This window comes from Siculibacillus lacustris, from assembly GCF_004328075.1.
In the GTDB taxonomy this organism is placed as follows: Bacteria; Pseudomonadota; Alphaproteobacteria; order Rhizobiales; family Ancalomicrobiaceae; genus Siculibacillus; species Siculibacillus lacustris.
This window is the reverse complement of sequence record NZ_SJFN01000012.1, coordinates 22,183-47,859: the sequence shown is the minus strand read 5'-3', so window position 1 is coordinate 47,859 and position 25,677 is coordinate 22,183. Positions and strand designations below refer to the sequence as shown.

At 68.8% G+C, this 25,677-nt stretch carries 26 protein-coding genes; 21 read left to right on the top strand and 5 right to left on the bottom strand.

Annotated features, from left to right (window positions below):
* The first annotated feature begins 96 nt into the window (after positions 1-96).
* Together EYW49_RS09765 and EYW49_RS09760 are read left to right on the top strand one after the other, a co-directional pair.
* On the top strand, positions 97-1,683 hold the full coding sequence (locus EYW49_RS09765) for a multicopper oxidase family protein (protein WP_165498197.1): 1,587 nt from the start codon (positions 97-99) through the stop codon (positions 1,681-1,683).
* Between the two features lie 131 nt (positions 1,684-1,814).
* Positions 1,815-2,291, top strand: coding sequence for a protoglobin domain-containing protein (locus EYW49_RS09760; RefSeq protein ID WP_131308952.1), 477 nt, complete (start codon positions 1,815-1,817; stop codon positions 2,289-2,291).
* A gap of 19 nt (positions 2,292-2,310) precedes the next feature.
* Here the strand turns inward: EYW49_RS09760 and EYW49_RS09755 are convergent, their stop codons facing one another.
* Positions 2,311-2,871 (bottom strand): flavin reductase, encoded by a 561-nt coding sequence (locus tag EYW49_RS09755; RefSeq protein ID WP_228259554.1) that lies wholly within the window; start codon positions 2,869-2,871, stop codon positions 2,311-2,313.
* A 438-nt stretch (positions 2,872-3,309) separates the two neighbouring features.
* Here EYW49_RS09755 and EYW49_RS09750 point away from each other — a divergent pair, with 438 nt between their 5' ends.
* The 8 genes from EYW49_RS09750 to EYW49_RS09710 all read left to right on the top strand — a co-directional run bounded on the left by EYW49_RS09750 (position 3,310) and on the right by EYW49_RS09710 (position 11,749).
* The gene (locus tag EYW49_RS09750; RefSeq protein WP_131308949.1) at positions 3,310-4,227 is read left to right on the top strand and encodes an ABC transporter permease subunit; all 918 of its coding nucleotides are present in this window, start codon (positions 3,310-3,312) and stop codon (positions 4,225-4,227) included.
* Positions 4,228-4,230: 3 nt separating this feature from the next.
* Entirely contained in the window at positions 4,231-5,595 is a 1,365-nt protein-coding gene (livM, locus tag EYW49_RS09745) for a high-affinity branched-chain amino acid ABC transporter permease LivM (protein WP_131308946.1), read from the top strand.
* Positions 5,595-6,506 carry an ABC transporter ATP-binding protein gene (locus EYW49_RS09740; RefSeq protein ID WP_131308943.1) on the top strand — a complete coding sequence of 304 codons (912 nt, stop codon included), beginning with the start codon at positions 5,595-5,597 and terminating at the stop codon, positions 6,504-6,506. Before livM ends, EYW49_RS09740 begins: the two co-directional genes overlap by 1 nt.
* On the top strand, positions 6,503-7,228 hold the full coding sequence (locus EYW49_RS09735) for an ABC transporter ATP-binding protein (RefSeq protein ID WP_131308940.1): 726 nt from the start codon (positions 6,503-6,505) through the stop codon (positions 7,226-7,228). The genes EYW49_RS09740 and EYW49_RS09735 overlap by 4 nt, the downstream gene beginning before the upstream one ends.
* A gap of 15 nt (positions 7,229-7,243) precedes the next feature.
* Entirely contained in the window at positions 7,244-7,591 is a 348-nt protein-coding gene (locus tag EYW49_RS09730; RefSeq protein ID WP_131309141.1) for a DUF6867 family protein, read from the top strand.
* A 412-nt stretch (positions 7,592-8,003) separates the two neighbouring features.
* Positions 8,004-9,119: a branched-chain amino acid ABC transporter substrate-binding protein gene (locus EYW49_RS09725; protein WP_131308937.1), complete on the top strand. Its 1,116-nt coding sequence runs from the start codon at positions 8,004-8,006 to the stop codon at positions 9,117-9,119.
* Between the two features lie 944 nt (positions 9,120-10,063).
* Positions 10,064-11,095, top strand: coding sequence for a P1 family peptidase (locus EYW49_RS09715; RefSeq protein WP_131309138.1), 1,032 nt, complete (start codon positions 10,064-10,066; stop codon positions 11,093-11,095).
* A gap of 174 nt (positions 11,096-11,269) precedes the next feature.
* Positions 11,270-11,749 (top strand): Lrp/AsnC family transcriptional regulator, encoded by a 480-nt coding sequence (locus tag EYW49_RS09710; protein ID WP_131308931.1) that lies wholly within the window; start codon positions 11,270-11,272, stop codon positions 11,747-11,749.
* Between the two features lie 6 nt (positions 11,750-11,755).
* Here the strand turns inward: EYW49_RS09710 and EYW49_RS09705 are convergent, their stop codons facing one another.
* Positions 11,756-13,006 (bottom strand): NAD(P)/FAD-dependent oxidoreductase, encoded by a 1,251-nt coding sequence (locus EYW49_RS09705; protein ID WP_165498196.1) that lies wholly within the window; start codon positions 13,004-13,006, stop codon positions 11,756-11,758.
* A 149-nt stretch (positions 13,007-13,155) separates the two neighbouring features.
* Between EYW49_RS09705 and purB the strand changes: the two genes are divergently transcribed.
* Positions 13,156-14,499 carry an adenylosuccinate lyase gene (gene purB, locus EYW49_RS09700; RefSeq protein ID WP_131308925.1) on the top strand — a complete coding sequence of 448 codons (1,344 nt, stop codon included), beginning with the start codon at positions 13,156-13,158 and terminating at the stop codon, positions 14,497-14,499.
* An 82-nt stretch (positions 14,500-14,581) separates the two neighbouring features.
* Here purB and EYW49_RS09695 read toward each other — a convergent pair whose 3' ends face one another.
* Together EYW49_RS09695 and EYW49_RS09690 are read right to left on the bottom strand one after the other, a co-directional pair.
* Positions 14,582-15,373, bottom strand: a complete 792-nt coding sequence (locus EYW49_RS09695) for an HpcH/HpaI aldolase family protein (protein WP_165498195.1) — start codon at positions 15,371-15,373, stop codon at positions 14,582-14,584.
* Positions 15,374-15,535: 162 nt separating this feature from the next.
* Positions 15,536-15,859: a DUF1476 domain-containing protein gene (locus tag EYW49_RS09690; RefSeq protein WP_131308919.1), complete on the bottom strand. Its 324-nt coding sequence runs from the start codon at positions 15,857-15,859 to the stop codon at positions 15,536-15,538.
* Between the two features lie 418 nt (positions 15,860-16,277).
* Here EYW49_RS09690 and purC point away from each other — a divergent pair, with 418 nt between their 5' ends.
* From purC to EYW49_RS09640, 10 genes are all read left to right on the top strand, one after another.
* Positions 16,278-17,075: a phosphoribosylaminoimidazolesuccinocarboxamide synthase gene (gene purC, locus EYW49_RS09685; protein ID WP_131308916.1), complete on the top strand. Its 798-nt coding sequence runs from the start codon at positions 16,278-16,280 to the stop codon at positions 17,073-17,075.
* 107 nt (positions 17,076-17,182) lie between these two features.
* Positions 17,183-17,677: a hypothetical protein gene (locus EYW49_RS09680; protein ID WP_131308913.1), complete on the top strand. Its 495-nt coding sequence runs from the start codon at positions 17,183-17,185 to the stop codon at positions 17,675-17,677.
* Positions 17,678-17,823: 146 nt separating this feature from the next.
* Positions 17,824-18,327: a hypothetical protein gene (locus EYW49_RS09675; protein ID WP_131308910.1), complete on the top strand. Its 504-nt coding sequence runs from the start codon at positions 17,824-17,826 to the stop codon at positions 18,325-18,327.
* A 63-nt stretch (positions 18,328-18,390) separates the two neighbouring features.
* Positions 18,391-18,897 (top strand): hypothetical protein, encoded by a 507-nt coding sequence (locus tag EYW49_RS09670; RefSeq protein ID WP_131308907.1) that lies wholly within the window; start codon positions 18,391-18,393, stop codon positions 18,895-18,897.
* 168 nt (positions 18,898-19,065) lie between these two features.
* On the top strand, positions 19,066-19,305 hold the full coding sequence (gene purS, locus EYW49_RS09665; RefSeq protein ID WP_131308904.1) for a phosphoribosylformylglycinamidine synthase subunit PurS: 240 nt from the start codon (positions 19,066-19,068) through the stop codon (positions 19,303-19,305).
* A 109-nt stretch (positions 19,306-19,414) separates the two neighbouring features.
* On the top strand, positions 19,415-20,101 hold the full coding sequence (purQ, locus tag EYW49_RS09660) for a phosphoribosylformylglycinamidine synthase subunit PurQ (RefSeq protein WP_131308901.1): 687 nt from the start codon (positions 19,415-19,417) through the stop codon (positions 20,099-20,101).
* Between the two features lie 249 nt (positions 20,102-20,350).
* Positions 20,351-22,570: a phosphoribosylformylglycinamidine synthase subunit PurL gene (gene purL / locus EYW49_RS09655; protein ID WP_131308899.1), complete on the top strand. Its 2,220-nt coding sequence runs from the start codon at positions 20,351-20,353 to the stop codon at positions 22,568-22,570.
* A gap of 87 nt (positions 22,571-22,657) precedes the next feature.
* Positions 22,658-22,891, top strand: coding sequence for a BolA family protein (locus EYW49_RS09650; protein ID WP_131308896.1), 234 nt, complete (start codon positions 22,658-22,660; stop codon positions 22,889-22,891).
* 50 nt (positions 22,892-22,941) lie between these two features.
* Positions 22,942-23,277, top strand: a complete 336-nt coding sequence (grxD, locus tag EYW49_RS09645; RefSeq protein ID WP_131308893.1) for a Grx4 family monothiol glutaredoxin — start codon at positions 22,942-22,944, stop codon at positions 23,275-23,277.
* 366 nt (positions 23,278-23,643) lie between these two features.
* The gene (locus tag EYW49_RS09640; protein ID WP_131308890.1) at positions 23,644-24,978 is read left to right on the top strand and encodes an MFS transporter; all 1,335 of its coding nucleotides are present in this window, start codon (positions 23,644-23,646) and stop codon (positions 24,976-24,978) included.
* A 68-nt stretch (positions 24,979-25,046) separates the two neighbouring features.
* Here the strand turns inward: EYW49_RS09640 and EYW49_RS09635 are convergent, their stop codons facing one another.
* A complete protein-coding gene (locus EYW49_RS09635) occupies positions 25,047-25,508 on the bottom strand; it encodes a Fur family transcriptional regulator (RefSeq protein ID WP_131308887.1) in 462 nt (153 codons plus the stop codon).
* Positions 25,509-25,677 lie beyond the last annotated feature (169 nt).

The window sequence follows — 25,677 nt, the reverse complement described above, 5'->3', positions numbered from 1 at the left end:
CCCCATCGGCAGCCGATGCAACGCGGGCTCGCCCGCGTGCCCCATCCCGCGGCGCCCATCGATTCGGCCCGCAGCACCCGTCCGGAACCGCGATACATGAACGAACCGTCGACTCGTCTCTCCCGCCGTACCCTGCTCCTGGCCACGGCCATCGGGCTCGGCGGCCTCGCCGCGCCGGCCTTCGCGGCCAAGCGGAAGAAGCACGAGCCGGCCCGCAAGGCCGCCCCTACGGTCGCCGGCACGCCGCTGACCTATCCCAAGCTGATCGATCTGCGCGACGGCGACACCTTCGATCTCGTCGCCGAGCCGGCCACCCATGCCTTCCTGAAGGACAAGCCGGTCGCCGTGATCGGCTACGGCGGCACCTACATGGGCCCCGCCCTGCGCCTGCGCCGCGGCACCGCGCCCAAGGTGCGTCTGGTCAACCGCCTCGATCGGCCGACCAACGTCCACTGGCACGGATTGTTGGTCGAAGGCCGCTTCGACGGTGGCAGCCACGGCGGTGTCGCGCCGGGCGGCGATTGGACCGCCCGCCTCGCGGTCGACCAACCGGCGGCAACCCTGTGGTACCACGCCCATGTCCACGGCCGCACCGCCGAGGACGTCCACGACGGGCTCGCCGGCCTGCTCCTGGTCGAAGACCCCAACGACGCCGTCGCCCGCGCCCTGCCCGCGACCTGGGGCGTCGACGACCTGCCGCTGGTCCTCCAGGACCGTACCTTCGACCCCGACGGCCGCCCCCTCTATGAGAAAACCACCGCCGTCCTCGAACACGGTTTCCACGGCGCCACGATGATCGTCAACGGCATCGCCGACGCCGTCGCCCGCGTGCCGCAGCGCCTCGTCCGCCTGCGCCTCGTCAACGCCTCCGGCTCGCGCACCTTCCGCCTGTTCCTCGAAGACCAGCGCACCTTCCGCCTGATCGCCACCGATGCCGGCCTGCTCGGGGCCCCCGTCGATCTCACCTACATGGCGCTGGCGCCGGGTGAGCGGGCGGAGATTCTGGTCGACTTCGCCGAGGGTGGCACCGCTCTGATGACCGGTCCCGACGACCACGAACATCGCTCCGGCGCGCGGATCATGACGGTCCCCGACGTGCTCGCCGCGCCGGCCCGCCTCGTCGCCTTCGACGCGGTCGCCGACGCCGCCCCGCACCACACGGTCCCCGCCACGCTCGCCGCCCTGCCCGCCCTGCCGCGCACCACCGCCGGCCTCAAGCGGCGGCGGTTCGAACTGCGGGTCGAACCCGGCGTCGACCCCCATGCGGCGATGGTTCATGCCGGCATGGACCACGCCGCGATGATTTCCGGCGCGCCGGTCGCCCGCTCGATCGCCCCGCTCGCCCCGGTGGCGCCGCGCGTCACCATCAACGGCCAAGTCTTCGATCCCGGCCGCATCGACGAAAAGGTCGATTTCGGCGCCGTCGAGGTCTGGGAAATCGTCTCGCCGGAGATGGCCCACCCGTTCCACGTCCACGGCGCCCACTTCCGCGTCCTCGGCGAGGACGGCGGCCGCCCCAAGGCCTGGAACACCGGCGCCAAGGACACGGTGCTGGTCGAAAACAGCGCCGAACTGCTGGTGACCTTCGCTAGTCGCGCCGATCAGGCCGCGCCCTTCGTCTATCATTGCCACCTCCTCGAACACGAGGACGGCGGCATGATGGGCACCTTCACCGTCGCCTGAGTCGGCGGACTTCGCGGCCCCGCCGCACAGCTCTGCCGAGACCATTCCCGACCGAGGGTTGCATCGACACCCGCCACGCCCCATGTGAGGGCGGGTGGCGAGGATTCGACTTCGAATTTGGACCAGAGGACATGACCGAAACGATCGTCTCGACCTACATGCGGACGATGGGCCTCGACGAGGACACCATCGCCCGGGTCCGCACCCATCGCCCGTTGCTGGAGACCCGGATCGACGGGCTCGTCGATCGCTATTTCGCGCATCTCCGCACGCTCGACCTCGGACTGCCGCCGCTCGAAGGCGACCGCGCCGTGAGCCTGCGGGCGATCCGAGTCGCCCATTGGAAACAGCTGCTCGACGCCGATTTCGCGGGCGTCTGGACCGATTATGCGGAGAACATCGGCCGCCGCGCGATCGAATCGCGTCTGCCGCCGAAGGTCCTGCTGGTCGCCGCCGAGTGGTTCCATCTGGATCTCGCCCGCGAGATCGGCGACGCCCCGGAAATCGCGCCGGACGATCGGATCGCCCTGATCATCGCCCTCGGCCGCTTCGCCTATCTCGACCTCGCGCTGGCCCAGGCCGCCATCGGCATGACCTGGATCGACTGACCGGCCGCAGATCCCGCCGTCAGCCTTCGGCCGGCGCCAGGGTGCGATAGGCGCGATCGAGATAGAGCAGCGCCGGCCGGCGTTCGGCCACCGCCACCGCCACGACCTCGCCGAAGATCACCGTGTGCGAGCCGACCTCGGCGACCTGCGACACCCGGCAGTCGAGCGCCGAGCGCACCCCGACCAGGATCGGCGCGCCGCTCGCGCCGGTCGTCCAGGTCGCGGTGGCGAACCGTTCGGCGGGATCGAGGCCACCGAGCCCCGCGAATACCCCGGCCAGCGCCTCGTCGCCGGCCGCCAGCGTGTTGACGCAGAACACCCCGTTGGCCTGCAACACGGCGCTGGTCCGGCCGCTGCGGTTGAGGCACACCAGGATGGTCGGCGGTGCGTCCGACACCGAGGTCACCGCGGTCATGGTGGCACCGGCGAGGCCGGCCACGCCGTCGGTGGTCACCACGTGCACGGCGGCGGCGATCCGGCTCATCGCCTCGCGGAAGGTCTCGGCCGACACCGGCAGCACCGGCGGCATCGCCGCCTCGATCGGCCGTCGCATCCGCCGTCCCTCGCTTCGAATGGTCATGTTGGAACGTCCTCGTCTCCGCCGTCGCCACCTGCGACGCCGCATATGCGACTGCGACATATCATGTCCGCATATAGAAATTCCTACCTACGCCGCATGTCGGATCGGCAGAGCCTCCGAAGATCGCACGAAAAACAGGCCGAGTTCGGGCGTCGAGCGCCCGGATCGCGCGCGCATTGCCCAAGGTCGCGTCGGGGCTGCACAGTCGTGCGGCAAATCCTTCTCTCTTCAATGGTCTGTGGGGAAGAAATCACTTTTGCCGAAGGGGTTTGACGACGGGAATTGTCTCGTCCTAAGGTGCATCCGTCGACCCGGCGAAAATCGCGAGATCTCGTGATCGCGTCACCGCCGGGGTCATCGCCGAACGGGCCGCCTACCTCGGCTTCGCTCGGCTGCACCCGCGCTTCACCGTTCTCGACTGGGAGCATTCGTGCCCTGATGGAAGTATTCCTTCAACAGCTCATCAACGGCATCACCCTGGGCTCGATCTACGGCCTGATCGCCATCGGCTATACGATGGTGTTCGGCATCATCGGGATGGTCAATTTCGCCCACGGCGACGTGTTCATGGTGTCGGCGTTCATCGCCGTCATCACCTTCCTGCTCCTGACCACCTGGCTCGGCATCGGCTCGATCGCCGTCGTGCTGATGATCTGCCTGGTCTCGGCGATGGTGCTGACCTCGATCTGGAACTGGGCGATCGAACGGATCGCCTATCGACCGCTGCGCGGATCGTTCCGGCTCGCGCCGCTGATTTCGGCGATCGGCATGTCGATCTTCCTGTCGAACTTCGTGCAGGTCGCCCAGGGCCCCCGCAACAAGCCGGTCACGCCGATGCTGCGCGACGTCATCACCCTGGTGAAGTCCGACACCTACGACGTCACGATCTCCTACAAGCAGATCATGATCTGGGCGGTCACCGCGGTGCTGCTGTTCGGCTTCTGGTACCTCGTCCAGAAGACGTCGCTCGGTCGTGCTCAGCGCGCCTGCGAGCAGGACCGCAAGATGGCTTCGCTGCTCGGCATCGACGTCGACCGCACCATTTCGCTGACCTTCGTGATGGGCGCCGCGCTCGCCGCGGTCGCCGGTGTCATGTACATGGTCTACTACGGCGTGGTGAGCTTCTCCGACGGCTTCACCCCCGGCGTGAAGGCCTTCACCGCGGCGGTGCTCGGCGGCATCGGATCGCTGCCCGGCGCGGTCATCGGCGGGCTGCTGATCGGCCTCATCGAGGTCTTCTGGTCGGCCTACTTCACCATCGACTACAAGGACGTCGCCGCCTTCTCGATCCTGGTGATCGTGCTGATCTTCATGCCCCAGGGCATCCTCGGCAAACCCGAAGTCGAGAAGGTTTGAACCATGGCGAATCCCGTCTCTGCCGCCGCGCCGTCGCTCGACTACGGCCGGATCGCGCGCGAAGCGTTGGTCACCGGTCTGGTGGCCACCGCGATCCTGGGGCCCTTCATCGGCCTGATCACCGTCCAGAACATGGACCATCAGCTGATCCTCGAGACGCGATGGCCCCTTCTCGCCGCCCTGATCGCCGTGATCGTCGGCGTGCGCGTGTTCTTCTCGCTGTTCGTGTGGAACCGCGCGGTCAAGATCAAGAAGGTCGCCCCGGCGCGCGTGCCCTTCAAGATCGAGCGCTTCGCCGCCCCGTTCTTTCTCGGCCTGCTGTTCTGCTATCCGATCTTCGTCCTGGCCGGACTCGGCGCCGGCGGCTCGATCAAGTGGATCGACAACTTCGGCATCCAGATCCTGATCTACATCATGCTCGGCTGGGGTCTGAACATCGTCGTCGGCCTCGCCGGCCTGCTCGATCTCGGTTACGTCGCCTTCTACGCGGTCGGGGCCTATTCCTACGCCCTGCTCGCCAAGAACTTCGGCCTGTCGTTCTGGGTGCTCCTGCCGCTCGCCGGCATCCTCGCCTCGTTCTGGGGCATCATCCTCGGCTTCCCGGTCCTGCGCCTGCGCGGCGACTATCTGGCCATCGTGACGCTGGCCTTCGGTGAGATCATCCGGCTGATCCTGATCAACTGGGTCGACTTCTCCAACGGCTATGCCGGCATCTCCGGCATCCCCCGCCCGACCCTGTTCGGCATTCCCTTCAATGCCACCGACAAGGGCTTCGCCGCGGTCTTCGGGCTGGAGTTCTCGCCGATCTATCGAACCATCTTCCTCTACTACCTGATCCTGGCGCTGGCGCTGCTGACCGCCTGGGTGACGGTGAGGCTGCGACATCTGCCGATCGGTCGCGCCTGGGAAGCTCTGCGCGAGGACGAGATCGCCTGCCGCTCGCTCGGCATCAACACCACCACCACCAAGCTCACCGCCTTCGCCACCGGCGCGATGTTCGCCGGCTTCGCGGGGTCGTTCTTCGCCGCCCGCCAGGGCTTCATCTCGCCCGAGAGCTTCACCTTCATGGAGTCCGCCAACATCCTGGCGATCGTCGTGCTCGGCGGCATGGGCTCGCTGTGGGGCGTGGTCATCGCCGCGGTGGCGCTGGTCGGCGGCTTCGAGCTGATGCGTGAGATGGACTTCCTCAAGATGGTGTTCGGTCAGGACTTCGATCCGACCCAATACCGCACCCTGCTGTTCGGAGCCGCGATGGTGGCGATCATGTTGTGGAAGCCGCGCGGTCTGATCTCGACCCGCGAACCGACCGCCTTCCTTAAGGTGTCGAAGTCGGTCTCGGGATCCCACGTCTCGGAGGGTCACGGCTGATGGCCCGCTGGCAGACCGCCCCCCTGCTCGAGGTCGAGCATCTGACGATGCGTTTCGGTGGCCTCGTGGCGATCAACGATCTCTCCTTCACCGTCGGCGAAGGCGACATCACCGCTCTGATCGGCCCCAACGGCGCCGGCAAGACCACGGTGTTCAACTGCATCACCGGCTTCTACAAGCCGACCGAGGGCCGCATCGCCCTGCGCCACGGCGCTCAGTCGATCTGGGCCGACCTGCCGCACGCCACCACCGCCCCCGGCCGCCGCTTCGGCCGTGACGGATCGGCGCTGTGGCTGCTCGAGCGCATGCCCGACTTCGAGGTCTCGGCCCACGCCAAGGTGGCCCGCACCTTCCAGAACATCCGCCTGTTCTCCGGCATGACCGTGCTCGAGAACCTGCTCGTCGCCCAGCACAATCCCCTGATGCTGGCCTCGGGCATGTCGCTCCTCGGCATTCTCGGCATCGCCTCCTACAAGCGGGCCGAGCGCGCCTCGATCGCCAAGGCCGAACACTGGCTGAACCGCATCGGCCTCACCGATCGCGCCGACGATCCCGCCGGCGACCTCCCCTACGGCGACCAGCGCCGGTTGGAGATCGCCCGGGCGATGTGCACCGAACCGGTGCTGCTGTGCCTCGACGAACCGGCCGCCGGCCTCAACCCGCGCGAGAGCGCCGAGTTGAACAGGCTGCTCCGCTCGATCCGCGCCGAGGACGGCACCTCGGTGCTGCTGATCGAACACGACATGTCGGTGGTGATGGAGATCTCCGACCACGTCGTGGTGCTCGACTACGGCACCAAGATCTCGGACGGCACCCCGACCGACGTGAAGAACGACCCGAAGGTCGTCGCCGCCTATCTCGGCGTCGGCGACGACGAGGTCGAGGAAGTGACCGCGGAGGTGGCGTCGTGACCGAACCCCTGCTGACCGTCCGTGGGGTCAAGACCTACTACGGCAACATCATCGCCCTGAAGGGCGTCGATCTCGACGTCCACGAAGGCGAGATCGTCACCATGATCGGCGCCAACGGCGCCGGCAAGTCGACCCTGATGATGACCATCTTCGGCGCGCCGCAAGCCCGCGAAGGCCGCATCGTCTATGCCGGCACCGACATCACCCGCATGCCGACCCACATGATCGCCCGCATGCGGATCGCCCAGTCGCCCGAGGGCCGCCGCATCTTCCCGCGCATGACCGTGCTGGAAAATCTCCAGATGGGCGCGGCGATCGACGAGTTCGCCCATTTCGACGAGGACCTCAATCAGGTCTTCTCGCTGTTCCCGCGGCTGTCCGAACGCGCCCACCAGCGCGGCGGCACGCTGTCGGGCGGCGAACAGCAGATGCTGGCGATCGCCCGGGCGCTGATGTCGCGGCCGAAGATGCTGCTGCTCGACGAGCCGTCGCTGGGGCTCGCGCCCCTGGTGGTCAAGCAGATCTTCGACGCCATCCGCGAGCTCAACCGCTCGCAGGGCATGACGGTGTTCCTGGTCGAACAGAACGCCTTCCACGCCCTGAAGCTCGCCCACCGCGGCTATGTGATGGTCAACGGCCTCATCACCATGAGCGGCACCGGCAAGGAACTGCTGGCCAGCGAGGAGGTCCGCGCGGCCTATCTCGAGGGCGGAGCCCACTGATCGAGGACAGTCATGTTGCAAGGTCTCGTCCACGAGGAACCGTCGATCTGGTTGTTCCTCCTCGTCACCTGCGTCATGGGCGGCTGGGCCGCCTGGATGACCGGCCGTGCCATGGCCTCGACCTGGCGGCCCTATCCGGTGCTCGTCGCCTATCTGCTGCTCCTCGGCCTGGTGGTGCGCTTCATCCATTTCGCGCTGTTCGGCGGCACCTTGCTGACGCTGCACTACTACATCGTCGACACCCTGGTGGTGCAGGCGATCGGCGCCATCGGCTACCGCTTCACGCGGGTCGCCCAGATGACCGCCAAGTACCGCTGGCTCTATCTTCCGAACGGTCCGCTGTTCTGGAAGGCCCGCCTCTGAAGGTTGGGCGGCGAAGGTAGTTTCGCTTTCGCCGCCAGTGGAGACATTCCAGTTTTTCGACGTTCGTCCGGGACCTCCGGTATTCGGGCGGCGTGGGTCTCGCGCCGTCGCGAATCGCCGCGCGGCCTTGACGTGCATCCGTCCTGCGACAAACTGCCATTCCACTCGGCATTCCCCTTGCGAGCTCAATTATTACGCAAGAAAGGGGATGACAACGGCACGGAAGCAGGTGAAAGTACGCGCACCGTGACAAGAGCCTCCCGCCGCGAGGGCAGAGGTTCGCGCCCCCCGCGCCACCGACCCGGGTCGGACCGGCCGCAAGGGCCCTCCTCGGAGAGGCACGACGGATACGGCCCGCCCGGGCCGAGAGCTGTGACCGTTCGCGAGCGAACGATTGATGAGGAGTAGTTCGATGCAGAAGATGTGGTTGTCCGGCTTGGTCCTGGCCGCGGGTCTCGCCTGGTCCGGCGTGGCTTCGGCCGACGTCAAGATCGCCGTCGCCGGTCCGATCACCGGCCCGAACGCCGCCTTCGGCGCTCAGCTGAAGAACGGTACCGAGCAGGCCGTCGAAGACATCAATGCCGCCGGCGGCATCCTCGGCCAGAAGATCGTCATTTCGCTCGGCGACGACGTTTCCGACCCGAAGCAGGGCGTGTCGATCGCCAACAAGTTCGTCGGTGACGGCGTCAAGTACGTCGTCGGCCACTTCAACTCCGGCGTCTCGATCCCGGCCTCGGAAGTCTACGCCGAGAACGGCATCGTCGAGATCACCCCCTCGGCGACCAACCCCAAGCTGACCGAGCGCGGCCTGTGGAACGTCTTCCGGACCTGTGGTCGTGACGACCAGCAGGGCAAGCTGTGGTCCGACTACGCGGTCGCCAACCTCAAGGGCAAGAAGATCGCCGTCGTCCACGACAAGACCACCTACGGCCAGGGTCTCGCCGACGCCGCCAAGGGCTTCATGAACACCGCCGGCATCAAGGAAGTCCTCTACGAAGGCGTCAACGCCGGCGAAAAGGACTATTCGGCGCTGGTCTCCAAGATCAAGGCTTCGGGTGCCGACGTCCTGATGTGGGGCGGTCTGCACACCGAAGGCGGCCTGATCATCCGTCAGCTGCGCGACCAGGGTCTGAAGACCGTCATGCTCTCGGGCGACGGCATCACCTCGGCCGAGTTCGCCACCATCGGCGGCGAAGGCGTGGTCGGCACCCTGATGTCCTTCGGCCCGGATCCGCTGAAGAGCGCCGCCGCCAAGGGCGTGATCGAGAAGTTCCGCGCCAAGAAGTACGAGCCGGAGGCCTACACCCTCTACTCCTACGCCGCGGTCGAGATCATCAAGCAGGCCGCCGAGAAGGCCGGCACGCTCGACACCAAGAAGGTCGCCGACGTGATCCACTCCGGCTTCGTCTTCAAGACGGTGCTCGGCGATCTGTCCTACGACGCCAAGGGCGACCGCAAGGACGTCGACTACGTGATGTACACCTGGAAGAAGCTCGCCGACGGCAAGATCGGCTACGAGCAGAACTGAGCTCGGCCGTTCGCCCGGTCCGCCGCCCGAGCGCCGGACCTCGCATCGCTCGATCCCGAACCGCCGCGGAGCTCCTCCGCGGCGGTTTCGCGTCGGGGGTGAGCGAATGGAAGGCCGCGGCCGCAACCCGAGTCGGAGCCGCGGGCGTCCCTTCTCCCCTCTCGGGTGAGAGGCCGGGCGGCACCGCCGCATGCCCAATCTCGCGGATTTCGTCCCCTCCCCCCTCGAGGGGGAGGGACAGGGAGGGGGGGACAGAAGGTGCCCCCATCATGGTGGCGAGTGAGGGAAAGGCCGCGCCCCCCTCTCTGTCTCTCCCCCTCGAGGGGACCTTTGCACAATCTGTCCCAGGGTCTTCGATCCGCTCGAACGGATACCCGAGAGGGTGCACACCCACCGCCGTCATCCCCGGCGGCGCGGCACGCGCCGGGAAGGGGATCCATAATTTTTTCAGTAGCTTAACGAAGTTCTGGGCTCCCTTCCCTCGCTGCGCTCGCCGGGAGCGACGGTAGAGCTCGATCTCCAGGGAAGCGAATCGGGAAATTGCGCAAAGGTCCCTCGAGGGGGGAGAGGACCCTGGGGCGAGGGCGATCGGGCCATCGGCGTCCCCTGCGCGCTGTCGCGCGCGCCCCCTCATCCGCCCCTGCGGGGCACCTTCTCCCACGAGGGGAGAAGGGACTTGCGGCGAGTCCGTGCCCAATTCACGACATGCCACCATTCCCGCGCTCGCACGCACCCCGCCATCGCCCGGCGCGCCTTGGCCCCCCTCGCCCTCTCCCTCGCCCCCTACCCCCGCCCTCTCCCTCGCCCCCTACCCCCGCCCTCGCCCTCGCCCTCGCCCCACGCCCGGCCCCCCCTCCMCCCCCGCGCTTTGACCTTGGCGACCCCGCCGCCCGCCGTGCTATCGTCGGCCGACCATCTCCAGCCGAGGACCGCCCGTGACCCGCATGCCCGGCCCGACCAACAGCCTCGTCGACGTCGCAGGCCTCGCCGTCGGCCACGCCGACGATCCGCGTCTGCGCACCGGGGTCACCGTGGTGATCGCCGAGACGCCGGTGGTCGCCAGTTGCCACGTCATGGGCGGCGCGCCGGGCACCCGCGAGACCGACCTGCTCGCCGCCCGCCAGACCGTCGGGGCGATCGATGCGGTGGTGTTGTCGGGCGGCTCGGCCTTCGGTCTCGACGCCGCCTCGGGCGTCCAGGCGGCGCTCCGGGCCCGCGGCCGCGGTTTCGCGGTCGGCGACGTGCGCGTGCCGATCGTCCCCGCCGCGGTGCTGTTCGACCTCCTCGACGGCGGTCCCAAGGACTGGGGCGACGATCCGCCGTGGCGCGCCCTCGGCCGCGCCGCCATCGACGCGGCATCCACGCGCTCGGTGCCGCTGGGCAGCGTCGGGGCCGGCCGCGGCGCCACCACCGCCGATCTGCGCGGCGGCATCGGCAGCGCCTCGGTGGTGTTGGACAACGGCGTCACCGTCGCGGCCCTGGTCGCGGTCAACGCCGTCGGCACCGCGACGATCGGCGACAGCGGCCATTTCTGGGCGGCGCCCCACGAGATCGGCGACGAGTTCGGCGGCCTCGGCCTGCCCCATCCCTGGCCGGCCGATGCCGTCCGCCTGCGCCTCAAGGCCGCCGCCCGCCCCGGCACGGCGACCACGCTGGCGGTGGTGGCGACCGACGCGGCGCTCACCAAGGCCGAATGCGAACGCCTCGCCGTCCAGGCCCACGACGGCTTCGCCCGCGCCCTGTGGCCGGCCCATACGCCGCTCGACGGCGACATCGTCTTCGCCCTGGCGACCGGCGCCCATCCGCTCGCCGAGCCCTTGGCCGACCGCGTCGCCCTCGGCATCGCCGCCGTCGAGGTGGTCGCCCGCGCCATCGCCCGCGGGGTCCATGCCGCCCGATCGGCACCGGGCGACGCCCTGCCGGCCTGGGACGACTTGTGGGTCGAGGAACCGACACCACCGCCGCTGGTGCTGTGAGGCGACACCCGTCGCGCGCGCCGCCGACCCTGTTCCTCGCGTGAAACGCAACCCCCGCCGACGCAACCCTCGCCGGATCGGCGGCGAGCCAAAAGCATCTTCTTTTCGCCGCGAACCGTGTTACCTTGCCGGTCCAACCGCTCGAGCGCATGCGTTTCTTCCAGGGGAGCCCGGATGTCGGAAAAGATTGTCCTCGATCCCCAGGACGTGCGCATCCTCCGGGTTCTGCAGCGCGACGCCTCTCTCGCCATTGCCGACGTCGCCAAGGAAGCCGGCATGAGCCAGACGCCGTGCTGGCGGCGCATCAAGCGGATGAAGGATGCGGGGATCATCAAGCAGATCGCCGCGCTCGTCGACCGTGAGGCGGTGGGGCTGGAATTCGTCGTCTACACCTTCGTCAAGCTCGGGGTGCCGTCGCTCGACAACATGACCGAGTTCGATCGCAAGGTCCGGACTTGGCCGGAGGTGATCACCTGCGAACGGGTCACCGGCGCGGTCGACTATCTGATCAAGGTGGTCGCCGAGGACATGAAGGCCTACGACACCTTCCTGCGCATGAAGCTCCTCGACAATACGCTGGTCACCGACGTGCAGAGCCACATCGTCGTCGCCACCGTGAAGGACACGCCGGCTCTGCCGTTGCGCGAGAGCTGATGCCGCTCACCAGCCGCTGCCGAAGCGCTCCGCCCCGAACGGCGTGAGCGGCAGCGCCGTCGGCCGTCCCGACATCGCCTCGGCGATCAGCCGCCCGCAGATCGGTCCGAGCGCGAAGGCCCGCGCATCCTGGCCGAGATCGAGCCACGCGTCGGGCAGGCCCGGCGCCCGTCCCATCACCGGCAGTCCGTCGGTGAAGGCGGCGCGCCGGCGCAATTCCTCGGCGGCCTCGATCCACCGCCCGAGCGGGAACAGTTGCCGCGCCGAGGCGGTGACCCGATCGAGCGGGCGCAGCTTGGGGGGCCCTCCGACCGGCGCGGCGATGCCGAAGCCGGTGGTCAGGCGCACGCCGGCGGTGATCGGCGTCAGCCCGTAGCCGCCCTCGACGTCGAGCACCGGCCGGCCGAGCCGGGTTTCGCCGTCGGTCTGGAAGCGCAGGCACCGCCGCGACGGCACTGCGAAGGGCAGTCGCACGCCGAACATCGCCAACAGCGTCTGCGAGGCGGCGCCCAGCGCCAACAGCACCCGCCGCGCCGAGATCTCGCCCGACCGCGTCGCCACCGTCCAGCCCTCGCCGCCGCGCCGCAGCGAGCGCGCGTCGCCGATCACGAAGCGGCCGCCCTCGGCCAGGAAGGCCGCGCCGATCACCCGCAACAGGGCGGCGGGGCTCGCCACCGTGCGGGTCTGCGGCCACCACACCGCACGATGGGCGATCGGCGCGAGATCGGGCTCGAGGTCGAGCAACTCGTCGCCGTCGAGGCAGCGATGGTCGATGCCGGCCCGATCGGCCGCGGCGTGCAGCGACGCCGCCGCCGCGAAACCGGCGCGCGAGCGATAGACGCGGATCCGCCCGGTGTCGCGATAGAGCGCCTCGGCGCCGGCGACCCGGGCCATGCGGCGATGCTCCAGGGGGGCCAGACGGCACAGACCGGCGAGCGCCCGGGCGCGCTCGGCCCGATCTTCACGGTCGAGGGGATCGGTGAAATCGAACAGGTCGCGGATCAGTGCCGCCAGCCGACACCCCGTGGGCGCGCCCGCCGCGGGCCCGCCGAGATCGAGGGCATCGCTCGCCGCGGCGATCGCCGGGCCGGCTTCGGGGTCGATGACATGGGCATCGTCGGGATCGGGGGCATCGCCGATCGGATGGGTGTCGACCAGGACCACACGGTGGCCGAGCCGCGCGAGGTGCCAGGCCGCCGCCGTTCCGACCATGCCGGCCCCGAGCACCAGGATGCCCGGCCCTGTCCGCAATTTCATCATCGCGCCCGCCCGCCCCTGTCGTGCCCCCAGGACGATCACGAGCGCGCACTCTAGCCCTCGACTGAGACCTTTTTGCGTTGGCGGCTTCCCCTGCGTCTGATAATCCGACCGCGACCGCTGTCCCCCCGCTGCTCAAGAGGTGCCCCATGATCCCGCGCTATTCGCGCCCCGAGATGACCGCCGTGTGGGAGCCGCAGAGCCGTTTCCGCATCTGGTTCGAGATCGAGGCCCATGCCACCGACGCGCTGGCCGAACTCGGCGTGGTGCCGAAGGAGGCGGCCGCCGAGATCTGGGCCAAGGGCAGCGGCGTCACCTTCGACGTCGCCCGCATCGACGAGATCGAGGCGGTGACCAAGCACGACGTAATCGCCTTCCTGACCCATCTGTCGGAGATCGTCGGCCCCTCGGCGCGCTTCGTCCACCAGGGCATGACCTCATCCGACGTGCTCGACACCTGCCTCAACGTCCAGCTGGTGCGCGCCGCCGACCTGCTGATCGCCGACGTCGACCGTCTGCTCGCGGCGCTGAAGACCCGCGCCTACGAACACCGCCACACCGCCACCATCGGCCGCTCCCACGGCATCCATGCCGAGCCGGTGACCTTCGGCCTCAAGCTCGCCCAGGCCTACGCCGAATTCGCCCGCAACCGCGCCCGTCTGGTCGCCGCACGTGCCGAGGTCGCGACCTGCGCCATCTCCGGCGCGGTCGGCACCTTCGCCAACATCGAGCCGGCGGTCGAAGCCCATGTCGCGGCGAAGATGGGCCTGAGCGTCGAGCCGGCCTCGACCCAGGTGATCCCGCGCGACCGCCACGCCATGTATTTCGCCACCCTCGGCGTCGTCGCCTCGTCGATCGAGCGGCTGGCCACCGAGATCCGCCATCTCCAGCGCACCGAAGTGCTGGAGGCCGAGGAATATTTCTCGCCCGGCCAGAAGGGCTCGTCGGCGATGCCGCACAAGCGCAACCCGGTGCTGAGCGAGAACCTCACCGGGCTCGCCCGTCTGGTCCGCGGCATGGTCGTGCCGGCGCTGGAGAACGTCGCGCTGTGGCACGAGCGCGACATCTCGCACTCCTCGGTCGAGCGGATGATCGGCCCCGACGCCACCATCACCCTCGACTTCGCGCTGTCGCGGCTGGCCGGGGTGATCGAGAAGCTGGTGATCTACCCGGAACGCATGCGCGGCAACCTCGACCGCCTCGGCGGTCTGGTCCATTCCCAGCGCATCCTGTTGGCCCTGACCCAGGCCGGGGTCAGCCGCGAGGAGTCCTACCGACTGGTCCAGCGCAACGCCATGAAGGTGTGGGACAGCTACCAGCAGACCGGATCTGCCGAGGTCGACTTCCTCGAGCAGCTGCTCGCCGACCCGGACGTCCGCGCCGCGCTCTCGGAAGAGACGATCCGCGAACGTTTCGACCTCGGCTATCACCTCAAGCACGTCGACACGATCTTCGCGCGGGTGTTCGGCGAAGCGCCGGCGAAGGCCGACTGAAGGACCACGCCGCCGGCCGATCGATCTCGGCCGGCCGACGGATCGGGACGACCGGACCCTCGGTCCGGTCGTCGGTCGTCGCTCAGATCCCGGCCGCCTCGATCATCGCGGTGATGCCGACGTCGAGATAGACGGTGTCCCAGCCGACGTTGATCATCCGGAAGCCGAGGTCGGTCAGCGCCCGGACGCGCACCGACGCGCCGCCGAAGGCCGCCGGGATCTTGCCCGCGGCGTGCGTGCGCGCCTGGATGTGGGCCAGCGCCTCGGCGAGCATCGCGGAATTCGGATCGACGAAGGCGCCGTTCGACAGCGACACCGACAGATCGAACGGACCGACGAAGGTCCCGTCGATGCCCGGCACCGCCAGGATCTCGTCGATGTTGGCGAGCGCGTCCCGCGTCTCGAGCATCACCAGCGCCAGGGTCTCGTCGGCGCCGCCGTGGAGGTGCGCGGTGGCGTCCGAACGCCCGGCGAGATCCATCGCCCGCATCGGCCCCCACGAACGCCGCCCGACCGGCGGATATTTGACGAAGTCGACCAGCGCCCGCGCGTCGTCGGCGGTGTTGATCATCGGCGCGATCACCCCCGCCGCACCCATGTCGAAGGCCCGCGCGGCCATCGCGAAGTCGCCGACCGGCACGCGCACGATCGTCGATTTGCCGACGCCGGCGACTTCGCCGATCGTCTGCATCACCGTCGCGGTGTCGAACTGGCCGTGCTGCATGTCGATCACCACGCCGTCGAGGCGCGATTGAGCGATCGCCCGGGCGAGCAGCGGATCGGCCAGATTGACCCAACCGGGATAGACCGTCTCACCCGCCCGGAGGCGGCGCGACAGGGAATAGATCGACGGCGATGCAGGATCTGTGGTCATTACGGGCTCCCGGAGCGGTCTGACGCGGGATAGGCGTCGGCGACGCGCACCGAAACCTCCCGTCGGGGCGACCCTACGCCGATCGCCGCGGCCGTGGGAGTCCATGACGCCGCGCACCGCCGCCGCCCGGCTCTGCGTCGGCTGCACGGCGCACCGGGCGTCTCAGCGCTCCGCCTTGACCTGCATCCAGGCCTTGGCCTCGAGCTCGTCCATGGTGCGTTTGATCTGGTGATCCGACTGCGCCACGTGGGCGGCATCGAAATCCGCGCGGATCTTGGCGAAAACCCCGGCCTGGCCGTGATCGGACACCGCAGTTTCGATCAACGACTTGGCGTAGGTCGTCGCGGCCTCGCCGGTCAAGCCGAGTTTCTCGGCAGCCCAAAGACCAAGCAGCTTGTCGCGACGCGCCTCCGCCTTGAAGCGTAGCTCTTCGTGATGGGCGAACCCGGTCTCGAAAGCCTCTTCGCGCTTGTCGAACGTGGTCATGTCCCCGAATCTCCTGGAAAAGGCCGGTCGCTTCGCGTATAGGGAGGCCGATGTCGAGGAACTTGGATAACCTTCGGCGAAAAATCGCGCAACGATACGTTCGTTTGACTGTCGCCACCGTCCGGTCGTCGCTCCCGCTCGAGGGTTGCGACATTCCACCCGGCCGGCCCGGCCGCCGGGCCTGCGAGCGGCTCGTTGTGGTTCCGCGCGGCTTCGGCTAATGTACGGTCCGAGCGCGCGGGCCGACGGGATGATTCCTTCGGACCCGCGCGTCGTCCTTCCAAACGAAGGCGCCCGCTCGGCGGCCCCGCCGCCCGGTCCGCCGAAATCGCATCGCAGCTCACCGCCGGGCGTTCGCCCCGAGGGCGTACGACCGGCAGCGCTCGGGGGCCGGTCCCGATCGGAGGCCTCCGGCCACATGGATTTCCCTTTCACACCACGGTACATCCCCATGAATCGTCGGCGTCGCATCTACGAAGGCAAGGCCAAGATCCTCTACGAAGGTCCGGAGCCGGGAACGCTCATCCAGCACTTCAAGGATGACGCGACCGCCTTCAACAACAAGAAACACGCCGTCATCGATGGCAAGGGCGTGCTGAACAACCGTATCTCGGAGTTCGTCTTCAACCAGCTCAATGCGCTGGGGGTGCCGACGCACTTCATCAAGCGGCTCAACATGCGCGAGCAGTTGATCCGCGAGGTCGAGATCATCCCGCTCGAAGTCGTCGTCCGCAACGTGTCGGCCGGCTCGCTGTCGACCCGCCTCGGCATCCCCGAAGGCACCCAGCTGCCGCGCTCGATCATCGAGTTCTATTACAAGAACGACGAACTCAACGACCCGATGGTCTCGGAAGAGCACATCACCGCCTTCGGTTGGGCGAGCCCCCAGGACATCGACGACGTGATGGCGCTGGCCATCCGCGTCAACGACTTCCTGTCCGGCCTGTTCCTCGGCGTCGGCATCCGTCTGGTCGATTTCAAGATCGAGTTCGGCCGGCTGTGGGAAGGCGACATGATGCGCATCGTGCTCGCCGACGAGATCAGCCCGGACAGCTGCCGTCTGTGGGACCAGTCGACCGGCGACAAGCTCGACAAGGACCGCTTCCGGCGCGACCTCGGCGGCATGCTCGAGGCCTATCAGGAAGTCGCCCGTCGTCTCGGCATCCTCAACGACAATTCCGGCCCGGCGCCGACCGGCCCGACCCTGGTGCAGTGAGCGCGGCACTGCGCCGCGTCGCCGCGCCACAACCGGAAATATAAGCTCTCTCCTGCGGGCGCCGTCGCGATCAACGCGGCGGCGCCCGTCGCACGAGGAGCCCGCCGATGCGTCCGTTTGCCGTCACCGTCGCGTTTCTCGCGGCAGCCATCGCCCTCGCCGCCCCGGCCGCCGCCTTCGACCGGGCGCAGTGGAGCGGGGAAAGAGCCGCCGACGGATTCTATCGCCTGTGGTGTGACGCCTGCACCGATGGGTCTCTGCTCGCCTTCGAAATCGAACCACCCCGCACCGTCGCCGACGCGGCCGGCTTTCGCGCCCGGCTCGCCGGCCAGGTCCCAGGTTTTGCGAAGGCCGGTATCCTCGCCACGACCGGCGAGGTGCGGCGCTCGGCGATCGGTGCGTATACCCTCTACCGCGCCACCCGCACCCTCGCCTTTGCGAACGGCCGCAAGCAGGTCGGCCCGGTGGGTATGCTGGTCGGCGACGAGGTCAGCGTGGAGTTCTACAGCCTGTCGCTCGCCCCCGCCGTCGCCGAACGCAACTTTTCCGACTTCGCGACCTACCTCGCCCATCACGCGCCGAGGCCCGGCTGGGTACCGTGAGCGGCCGCGGCGGCGACCGGCCCGACGTTGGTGCAGTGAGCGCGGCACTGCGCCGCGTCGCCGCGTCACAACCGGAAATATAAGCTCCTTCCTGCGGGCGCCGTCGCGATGAAACGCGGCGGCGCCCGTCGCACGAGGAGCCGCCGATGCGTCCGTTTGCCGTCACCGTCGCACTGTTCGCCGCGGCCCTCGCGCTGCCCGCCCCTGCCGCCGCCTTCGACCGGGCGCAGTGGTCGTTCGGTCAGGCCTCGACGGGCACCTGGTACCTGAGGTGCCGGGCGGCGGCCTGCGGCGGCGACTCGATCGCCTCCTACCGCGTGCAGAAGCCGCGCCTCTACGCGAGCCTCGAAGCCTATGCGCAATCGCGACCGGCGCGCGTGACGACGTTGCGCGAGGTGTTGGGCTCGATCATGAGCGACGGCAAGCCGAACCGGCGGCGGCACGGCGCCTATACCGAATACTGGGTCGAAAGCTCCGTGGTCTCCCGGCAAGGGGGCCACGAGGCCTACATCTCCGGCGTTCTCGTCGGTGATCGCCTGAGCTACACGATCGTCAGTTCGGCGCACGACGCCGACCGCGCCCGCCGCCACTACCGCGAATTGTCCGACGCATTGGCCGCCGGCCGGCCGCCGCTCGACGACGCGATCTGAACCGGTCGCGGCGGCGCGGGGACGGCCCGCGCTCGGACCGGTCCCTGCCCGGGAGGTGTTGCGATGTCGTCCACCCTCGCCCGCACGATCTCTCTCGCCGCCCTCCTCGCCCTCGCGGTCCCCGCCGGCGCCCACGCCTTCGACCGCGACCAATGGCGCGGCAGCACCTCGGACGACGGCGGCTGGCGGCTCGACTGCGACGCGCCGGCCTGCGTGCCCGGCTCGCTGGTGACCTTCACCGTGAAACCACCGCACGCCGTCGCCGATCTCGCGACCTATGAGGCGACCCTCGCCCATCCCGCGCCCGAATTCGCCCGCCGCGGCATCACCGTCGCGACCGGGCCGGTGCGCCGCAGCGTGATCGGCCGCTTCGTGCTCTATCGCGCCACCCGCACCCTGACCCTGCCCGACGGCCGCAGGCAGATCGGCCCGATGGGTGTCCTGGTCGGCGACGACCTCAGCCTGTCGCTGTTCAGCCTCTCGCCCGATCCGGCCGCCGCCGAACGCAACTTCACCGGCGTCGCGACTTGGCTCGCCCGCCATCCGCCGAAGCCCGGCGGGCAGCGTTGAACGCATCCCGTGCGGGCCGCTGCGGGGCTGCCGAACGCCGCCCGAGAGGCCCGCACGCCTTGCCCCCCGAGCCCTCGCGTGCTACGCGCGGGGCCGATGGGCCCTGCCCGCTCCCGACCGAGTCCCGAGCGGACGCGGGGCCGTTCCCGATCGCACGAGGACCTGCCGATGAAAGCCCGCGTCACCGTCACCCTGAAGCACGGCGTTCTCGATCCGCAGGGCAAGGCCATCCAGGGGGCGCTGAAGAGCCTCGGTTTTGCCGGCGTCGACGACGTCCGCCAGGGCAAGCTGATCGAACTCGAGCTCGCGACCGCCGATCGCGCCGAAGCTCAGGCCCAGCTCACCGACATGTGCGAGAAGCTGCTCGCCAACACGGTGATCGAGAACTACCGGATCGAACTGATCTGACCCGGACGGGCACCGGGCGGCCCGCGGGCCGCCGCGCGCCCGCCATGCCCCTCGCGCGGGTCGCCCTTCGGCCCCGCTCCCGACGGATCCCCCGATCAGGATGAGCCCCATGAAGTCCGCCGTTCTCGTCTTCCCCGGCATCAACCGCGAACGCGACATGGCCCGCGCCTTTCGCGAAGTGACCGGCGTCGAACCGATCATGGTCTGGCACACCGAGACCGAACTGCCGGACGTCGACGTCGTGGCGGTGCCCGGCGGCTTCTCCTACGGTGATTACCTGCGCTGCGGCGCCATCGCCGCGCGCAGCCCGATCATCCCGGCGCTGAGGGCCCACGCCGCCGCCGGCCGCCACGTCCTCGGCGTATGCAACGGCTTCCAGATCCTCACTGAGACCGGCCTCTTGCCCGGCGCGCTGATGCGCAACGCCTCGCTGCGCTTCGTGTGCAAGGAGGTGCGGCTCCGGGTCGACAACGCCGCCACCGCCTTCACCTCGGCCTATGCCCCGGGCCAGGTCATCCGCTGCCCGATCGCCCATGGCGAGGGCAACTATTTCGCCGATCCCGAGACCCTCGCCGAACTCGAGGGCGAAGGCCGGGTGGTGTTCCGCTACTGCGACGCCGAGGGCCGGATCACCGAAGCCGCCAATCCCAACGGCGCCGTCGACGGCATCGCCGGCATCGTCAACGCCGCCGGCAACGTGCTGGGCATGATGCCGCACCCGGAGAATCTGATCGAAGCCCTGCAGGGCGGCCTCGACGGCCGCGGCATCTTCGAGAGCCTCGCCCGCGCGGCGTGAGCGAGGCGGCGTCCCTTCTCCCCTCGAGGGAGAAGGTGCCCGAAGGGCGGATGAGGGGTCCGGGCCTCGCCGCGCACGTCGAGCCGAGGGGCGACGCACCGCCCCTCATCCGGCGCTTCGCGCCACCTTCTCCCACGAGGGGAGAAGGGAGGGCCCGCGGGATCGCCGGATCGAGAAACGAACTTGGACCCGATCGCTCGACGGTCGGTGTGGGATGTGAGGGCTTCGGCCCTGCGAAGGAAGGCAACGATGCTGAAGAACGACATCGCCATCACCCCCGAGCTGATCAAGGCCCATGGCCTCAAGCCCGACGAGTACCAACGGATCCTCGATCTGATCGGCCGCGAGCCGACCTGGACCGAGCTCGGCATCTTCTCGGCGATGTGGAACGAGCACTGTTCCTACAAATCCTCGAAGAAGTGGCTGAAGCAGCTGCCGACCAAGGGCGCGCGCGTGCTGATCGGCCCCGGCGAAAACGCCGGCGTGGTCGACATCGGCGACGGCCAGGCGGTGGTCTTCAAGATGGAGAGCCACAACCATCCCTCCTACATCGAGCCCTACCAGGGCGCGACCACCGGGGTCGGCGGAATCCTGCGCGACGTCTTCACCATGGGCGCCCGGCCGATCGCCGCGATGAACGCTCTGCGCTTCGGCGCTCCCGACCATCCCAAGACCCGCCACATCGTCGCCGGTGTGGTCGCCGGCGTCGGCGGCTACGGCAATTCCTTCGGCGTGCCGACCGTCGGCGGCGAGGTCGAGTTCCACCCGCGCTACAACGGCAACTGTCTGGTCAACGCCTTCGCCGCCGGTCTGCTCAAGACCGACGAGATCTTCCTGTCCGAAGCCAAGGGCGTCGGCATGCCGGTCGTCTATCTCGGCTCCAAGACCGGCCGCGACGGCATGGGCGGGGCGACCATGGCCTCGGCCGAGTTCGACGACGACAGCCACGAGAAGCGCCCGACCGTCCAGGTCGGCGACCCCTTCGCCGAGAAGCTGCTGCTCGAAGCCTCGCTGGAGCTGATGGCCTCCGGCGCGGTCATCGCCATCCAGGACATGGGCGCGGCGGGGCTGACCTGCAGCGCCGTCGAGATGGGCGCCAAGGGCAACCTCGGCCTGACCCTCAACCTCGACAAAGTGCCGACCCGCGAACCCGGCATGACGGCTTATGAGATGATGTTGTCGGAGAGCCAGGAGCGCATGCTCATGGTCCTCCACCCCCATCTCGAGGAAAAGGCCGAAGCGATCTTCCGCAAATGGGGCCTCGATTTCGCGATCGTCGGCGAAACCACCGACACCCTGCGCTTCGTCGTCGAGCACCATGGGCAGGTCATGGCCGATCTGCCGATCAAGGACCTCGGCGATCAGGCCCCCGAATACGACCGCCCCTGGGTCGAGCCGAAGCGCCAGCCGGTGCTCGCCGCCGCCGACGTGCCGGCGCCGCAGGACTACGGCCGCGCCCTGCTCGACCTGGTCGGCTCGCCCAACCAGTCGTCGCGGCGCTGGGTGTGGGAACAGTACGACCACCTGATCCAGGGCAACACCGTGCAGCGCCCCGGCGGCGACGCCGCGGTGGTGCGGGTCGAGCGCCCCAATGGTGGCCATGCGAAAGGTCTCGCCTTCACCTGCGACGTCACCCCGCGCTACGTCGAGGCCGACCCTTACGAGGGCGGCAAGCAGGCGATCGCCGAATCCTGGCGCAACCTCTCCGCGGTCGGCGCCCTGCCGATCGCCGTCACCGACAACCTCAACTTCGGCAATCCCGAGCGCCCCGAGATCATAGGCCAGTTCGTCCATGCCCTGAAGGGCGTCGGCGAGGCCTGCATCGCCCTCGACATGCCGATCGTCTCCGGCAACGTCTCGCTCTACAACGAGACCAACGGCGAGGCGATCCTGCCGACCCCGGCGATCGGCGCCGTCGGCCTGATGGACGACGTCACCAGGACCATCGGCGTGGCGCTCGCCGCCGACGGCGACGTGCTGGTGCTGATCGGCGACACCACCGGCTGGCTCGGCCAGTCGTCCTATCTCTACGAGCTCCACGGCCGCGAAGAGGGCGCCCCGCCGCCGGTCGATCTCGCCGCCGAGAAGCGCCACGGCGACTTCGTCCGCGCCGCGGTGATCGACGGCCGGGTCACCGCCGCCCACGATCTGTCGAGCGGCGGCCTGCTGGTCGGCGTGGCCGAGATGGCCATGGCCGGGGCCAAGGGCGCCCGCCTGCTGCTGCCCGAGACCGAGGTGCCGCTGCATGCCTTCCTGTTCGGCGAGGACCAGGCGCGCTATGTGGTCACCGCGGCGCCGGAAGACGCCTCGCGCCTGATCGTCGATGCGGCGATGGCCGGCGTCCCGGCCACCGCGATCGGCGCGGTCGGTGGCGACAGCCTCACGCTCGGCGGCCTCTTGACGGTTTCGATCGACGCCTTAAGTCAGCGGCACGAATCTTGGATGCCGAACTGGATGAGCGCCGCCTGAGGCGCTTCTGCGACGGTCGCGCCCGAGATCCCGTGGACTTGCCGACAGACCGTGTCGGCAAGCCGGCACCCGAGGAGACGAACACCCATGGCGATGACCGCCGCTGAAGTCCGGAAGCTCATCACCGACGCCTTTCCCGATGCCACCGTCACCATCACCGACCTCGTCGGCGACGGCGATCACTGGGCGGCCGAGATCATCGCCCCGGTCTTCGCCGGCAAGTCGCGGGTCCAACAGCATCAACTGGTCAATGCCGCGCTCAAGGAGGCCTTCGCCGGCCCGCTCCACGCCTTGTCGCTGACCACCCGCGCGCCCGCCTGACACGACCCTCCCACCGCGGGCCTTGACCCCGCCGCTGAAAGGAAACTGCGATGTCCGACATCAAGTCCACCATCGACGCCGAAGTGCAGTCCGCCGACGTCGTGCTCTTCATGAAGGGCACCCCGAAGATGCCGCAGTGCGGCTTTTCCGGGCAGGTCGTCCAGATCCTCAGCCACCTCGGCGTGCCGTTCAAGGGCGTGAACATCCTCGAGTCGGACGCCCTGCGCGCCGGCCTCAAGGATTATTCCAACTGGCCGACCTTCCCCCAGCTCTACGTCAAGGGCGAGTTCGTCGGCGGCGCCGACATCACCCGCGAGATGTTCCAGGCCGGCGAGTTGCAGACCCTGCTCGCCGACAAGGGCGTGCCGGTGACCGCCAAGGCCTGAGCACGACCCCACGCGAAAGCATCATCGACGACCGGTCGGAGCCCAGGCTCCGGCCGGTCGTTCGCGTTCGGGGCCGGTTTTCGCATCGGTCCGTTTCGTCCGTACCGAATCGCCGCAGCACCGTCGCCGCCGAGCCAAATGCGCGGCGCGCCCTGCGACCAACCGACGACTTTGTTCTCGACGAATCGATAAAACCGGAAGATTTCTGCATCTTTCCCGCGCACCCGAGACGAAAGTCTGAGGTTGCCGCGTTGAAATGTCACTCACGCCGAAGTGCTCGACCGGCCTAGTCTCGGCCATCCGACCTGACGCCGCGCCAGCTGCCGGGTCGGCGGACCGCCGACCTTCGACAGCGCGAGGACCCGCATGACCCAGATCGCAGACACGGTGCCCGAAGAGGGCTTCTACGACACGATGCGCCGCATCAAGGCGATCCTGATCGGGTCGGCCGGCAATCTGGTCGAGTGGTACGACTTCTACGCCTATGCGTCCTTCGCGCTGTACTTCGCCGACTCGTTCTTCCCGAACAAGGATCCGGTCGCCCAGATGCTGTCGTCGGCCGGGGTCTTCGCCCTCGGCTTCTTCATGCGACCGATCGGCGGCCTGCTGTTCGGCCACATCGGCGATCGCCGCGGCCGCCGCACCGCGCTGATGCTGTCGGTGTTCCTGATGTGCTTCGGCTCGCTGATGATCGCGGTGACCCCGACCTTCCAGACCATCGGCGTCGCCGCCCCCGCCCTCCTCCTCCTCGCCCGGCTACTGCAGGGCCTCAGCCTCGGCGGCGAATACGGCTCCTCGGCCACCTACCTGTCGGAAATGGCCACCGCAAAACACCGCGGCTTCTATTCGAGCTTCCAATACGTGACGCTGATCGGCGGCCAGCTGGTCGCGCTGATCGTCCTCCTGCTCCTCCAGAACCTGATCCTGACGCCCGATCAGTTGAAGGCCTGGGGCTGGCGCATCCCGTTCCTGATCGGCGCGCTGCTCGCCCTGGTGACCCTGTGGATGCGGCGCAGCCTGCCGGAGACCGAGCACTTCAAACGCGCCTCCCATACCGAGGGCGAACGCAAGTCGACGCTGGCCGCCCTGTTCGAGCATCCACGCGCCGTGCTGATCGTCATCGGGTTGACTGCCGGCGGCACCTTGGCATTCAACACCTACACCACCTACATCCAGAAGTTCCTGAAGCTGTCGACCGGCCTGACCTACGTCCAGAGCACCCTGGTCACCGCCGGCGTGCTGCTGTTCGCGCTGATCCTGCAGCCGATCTACGGGGCGATCTCCGACAAGATCGGCCGGCGGCCGCTGCTGCTCGCCTTCGGCGTGCTCTCGACGCTGTGCACCGTGCCGTTGCTCACCGGCATCCAGCAGGCCAAGAGCCCCTTGACCGCCTTCCTGCTGATCGCCGTCGCCTGGGCGATCCTCAGTTGCTACACCTCGATCAACGCCGTGGTGAAGGCCGAGCTATTCCCGGCCTCGATCCGCGCCACCGGCGTCGGCGTGCCCTATGCGCTGACCGTGTCGATCTTCGGCGGCTCGGCCGAATACGTCGCGCTGTGGTTCAAGAACGCCGGGATGGAATCGGGCTTCTTCTGGTACGCCAGCGCCGTCGCCGGCTGCTCGCTGATCGTCTACTTCCTGATGCCCGACACCAAGAAGACCTCGCTGATCGACGCCGATCTGATCGATCGCAAGGCCTGAGCTTGCGCGCCCGCGGCCTCCGGGTCGCGGGCGCTTCGCCCCCCCCGCCCGATACCCGCCGGCGCGCCTCAGCCCTCGGAACCGTGGCCGCATTCGCAGCCCGGCCCATGGGCGGTGAGCCCATGGGCGTCTTCCGGCCGCGCCGCGCCGCGGCAGATCGCACAGAGGCCACGCACCTCGACGATGCGCCCCACCGGTGCGAAGCCGGCCTTGGCCGCCGCCCCGCCGAGCAGATCGTCGATGCCCTCGCAGGACCATTCCTCGACCCGCCGGCAGCCGGTGCACACGGCGAACACCGTGCCGACCGTATGATGGTCGCGCCCGCAGCAGGCGAAATAGGCGTTGAGCCCTTCCAGGCGATGGATCTGCCCGGCCTTCTCCAGGCGCTCGAGCGCCCGGTAGACGATCGGCGGCGACTGGATCCCTTCCGGCCGCAGCCGGTCGAGCACCTGATAGGCGCTCATCGGCGTCGGCGCGCCCTTCAGCAGGGTCAGGACGACTTCGTCGGTATCGGTGCGGCTCCGGGCCATGCGTTCCTCGTGTCGGCTCGGGGGAGCCGCCTCGCCCCAGTCTAGAGCATGTGACGGTCCAGTTGAACCGACCTGATCGACGAGTTCGCGCGTCCGAGGAAAACCGCGGTGGCGACGTCCGCCCGGCCGGGCGCCGCCCGCCTTTTGCGCGACCGAGGCCGTCGCCGAT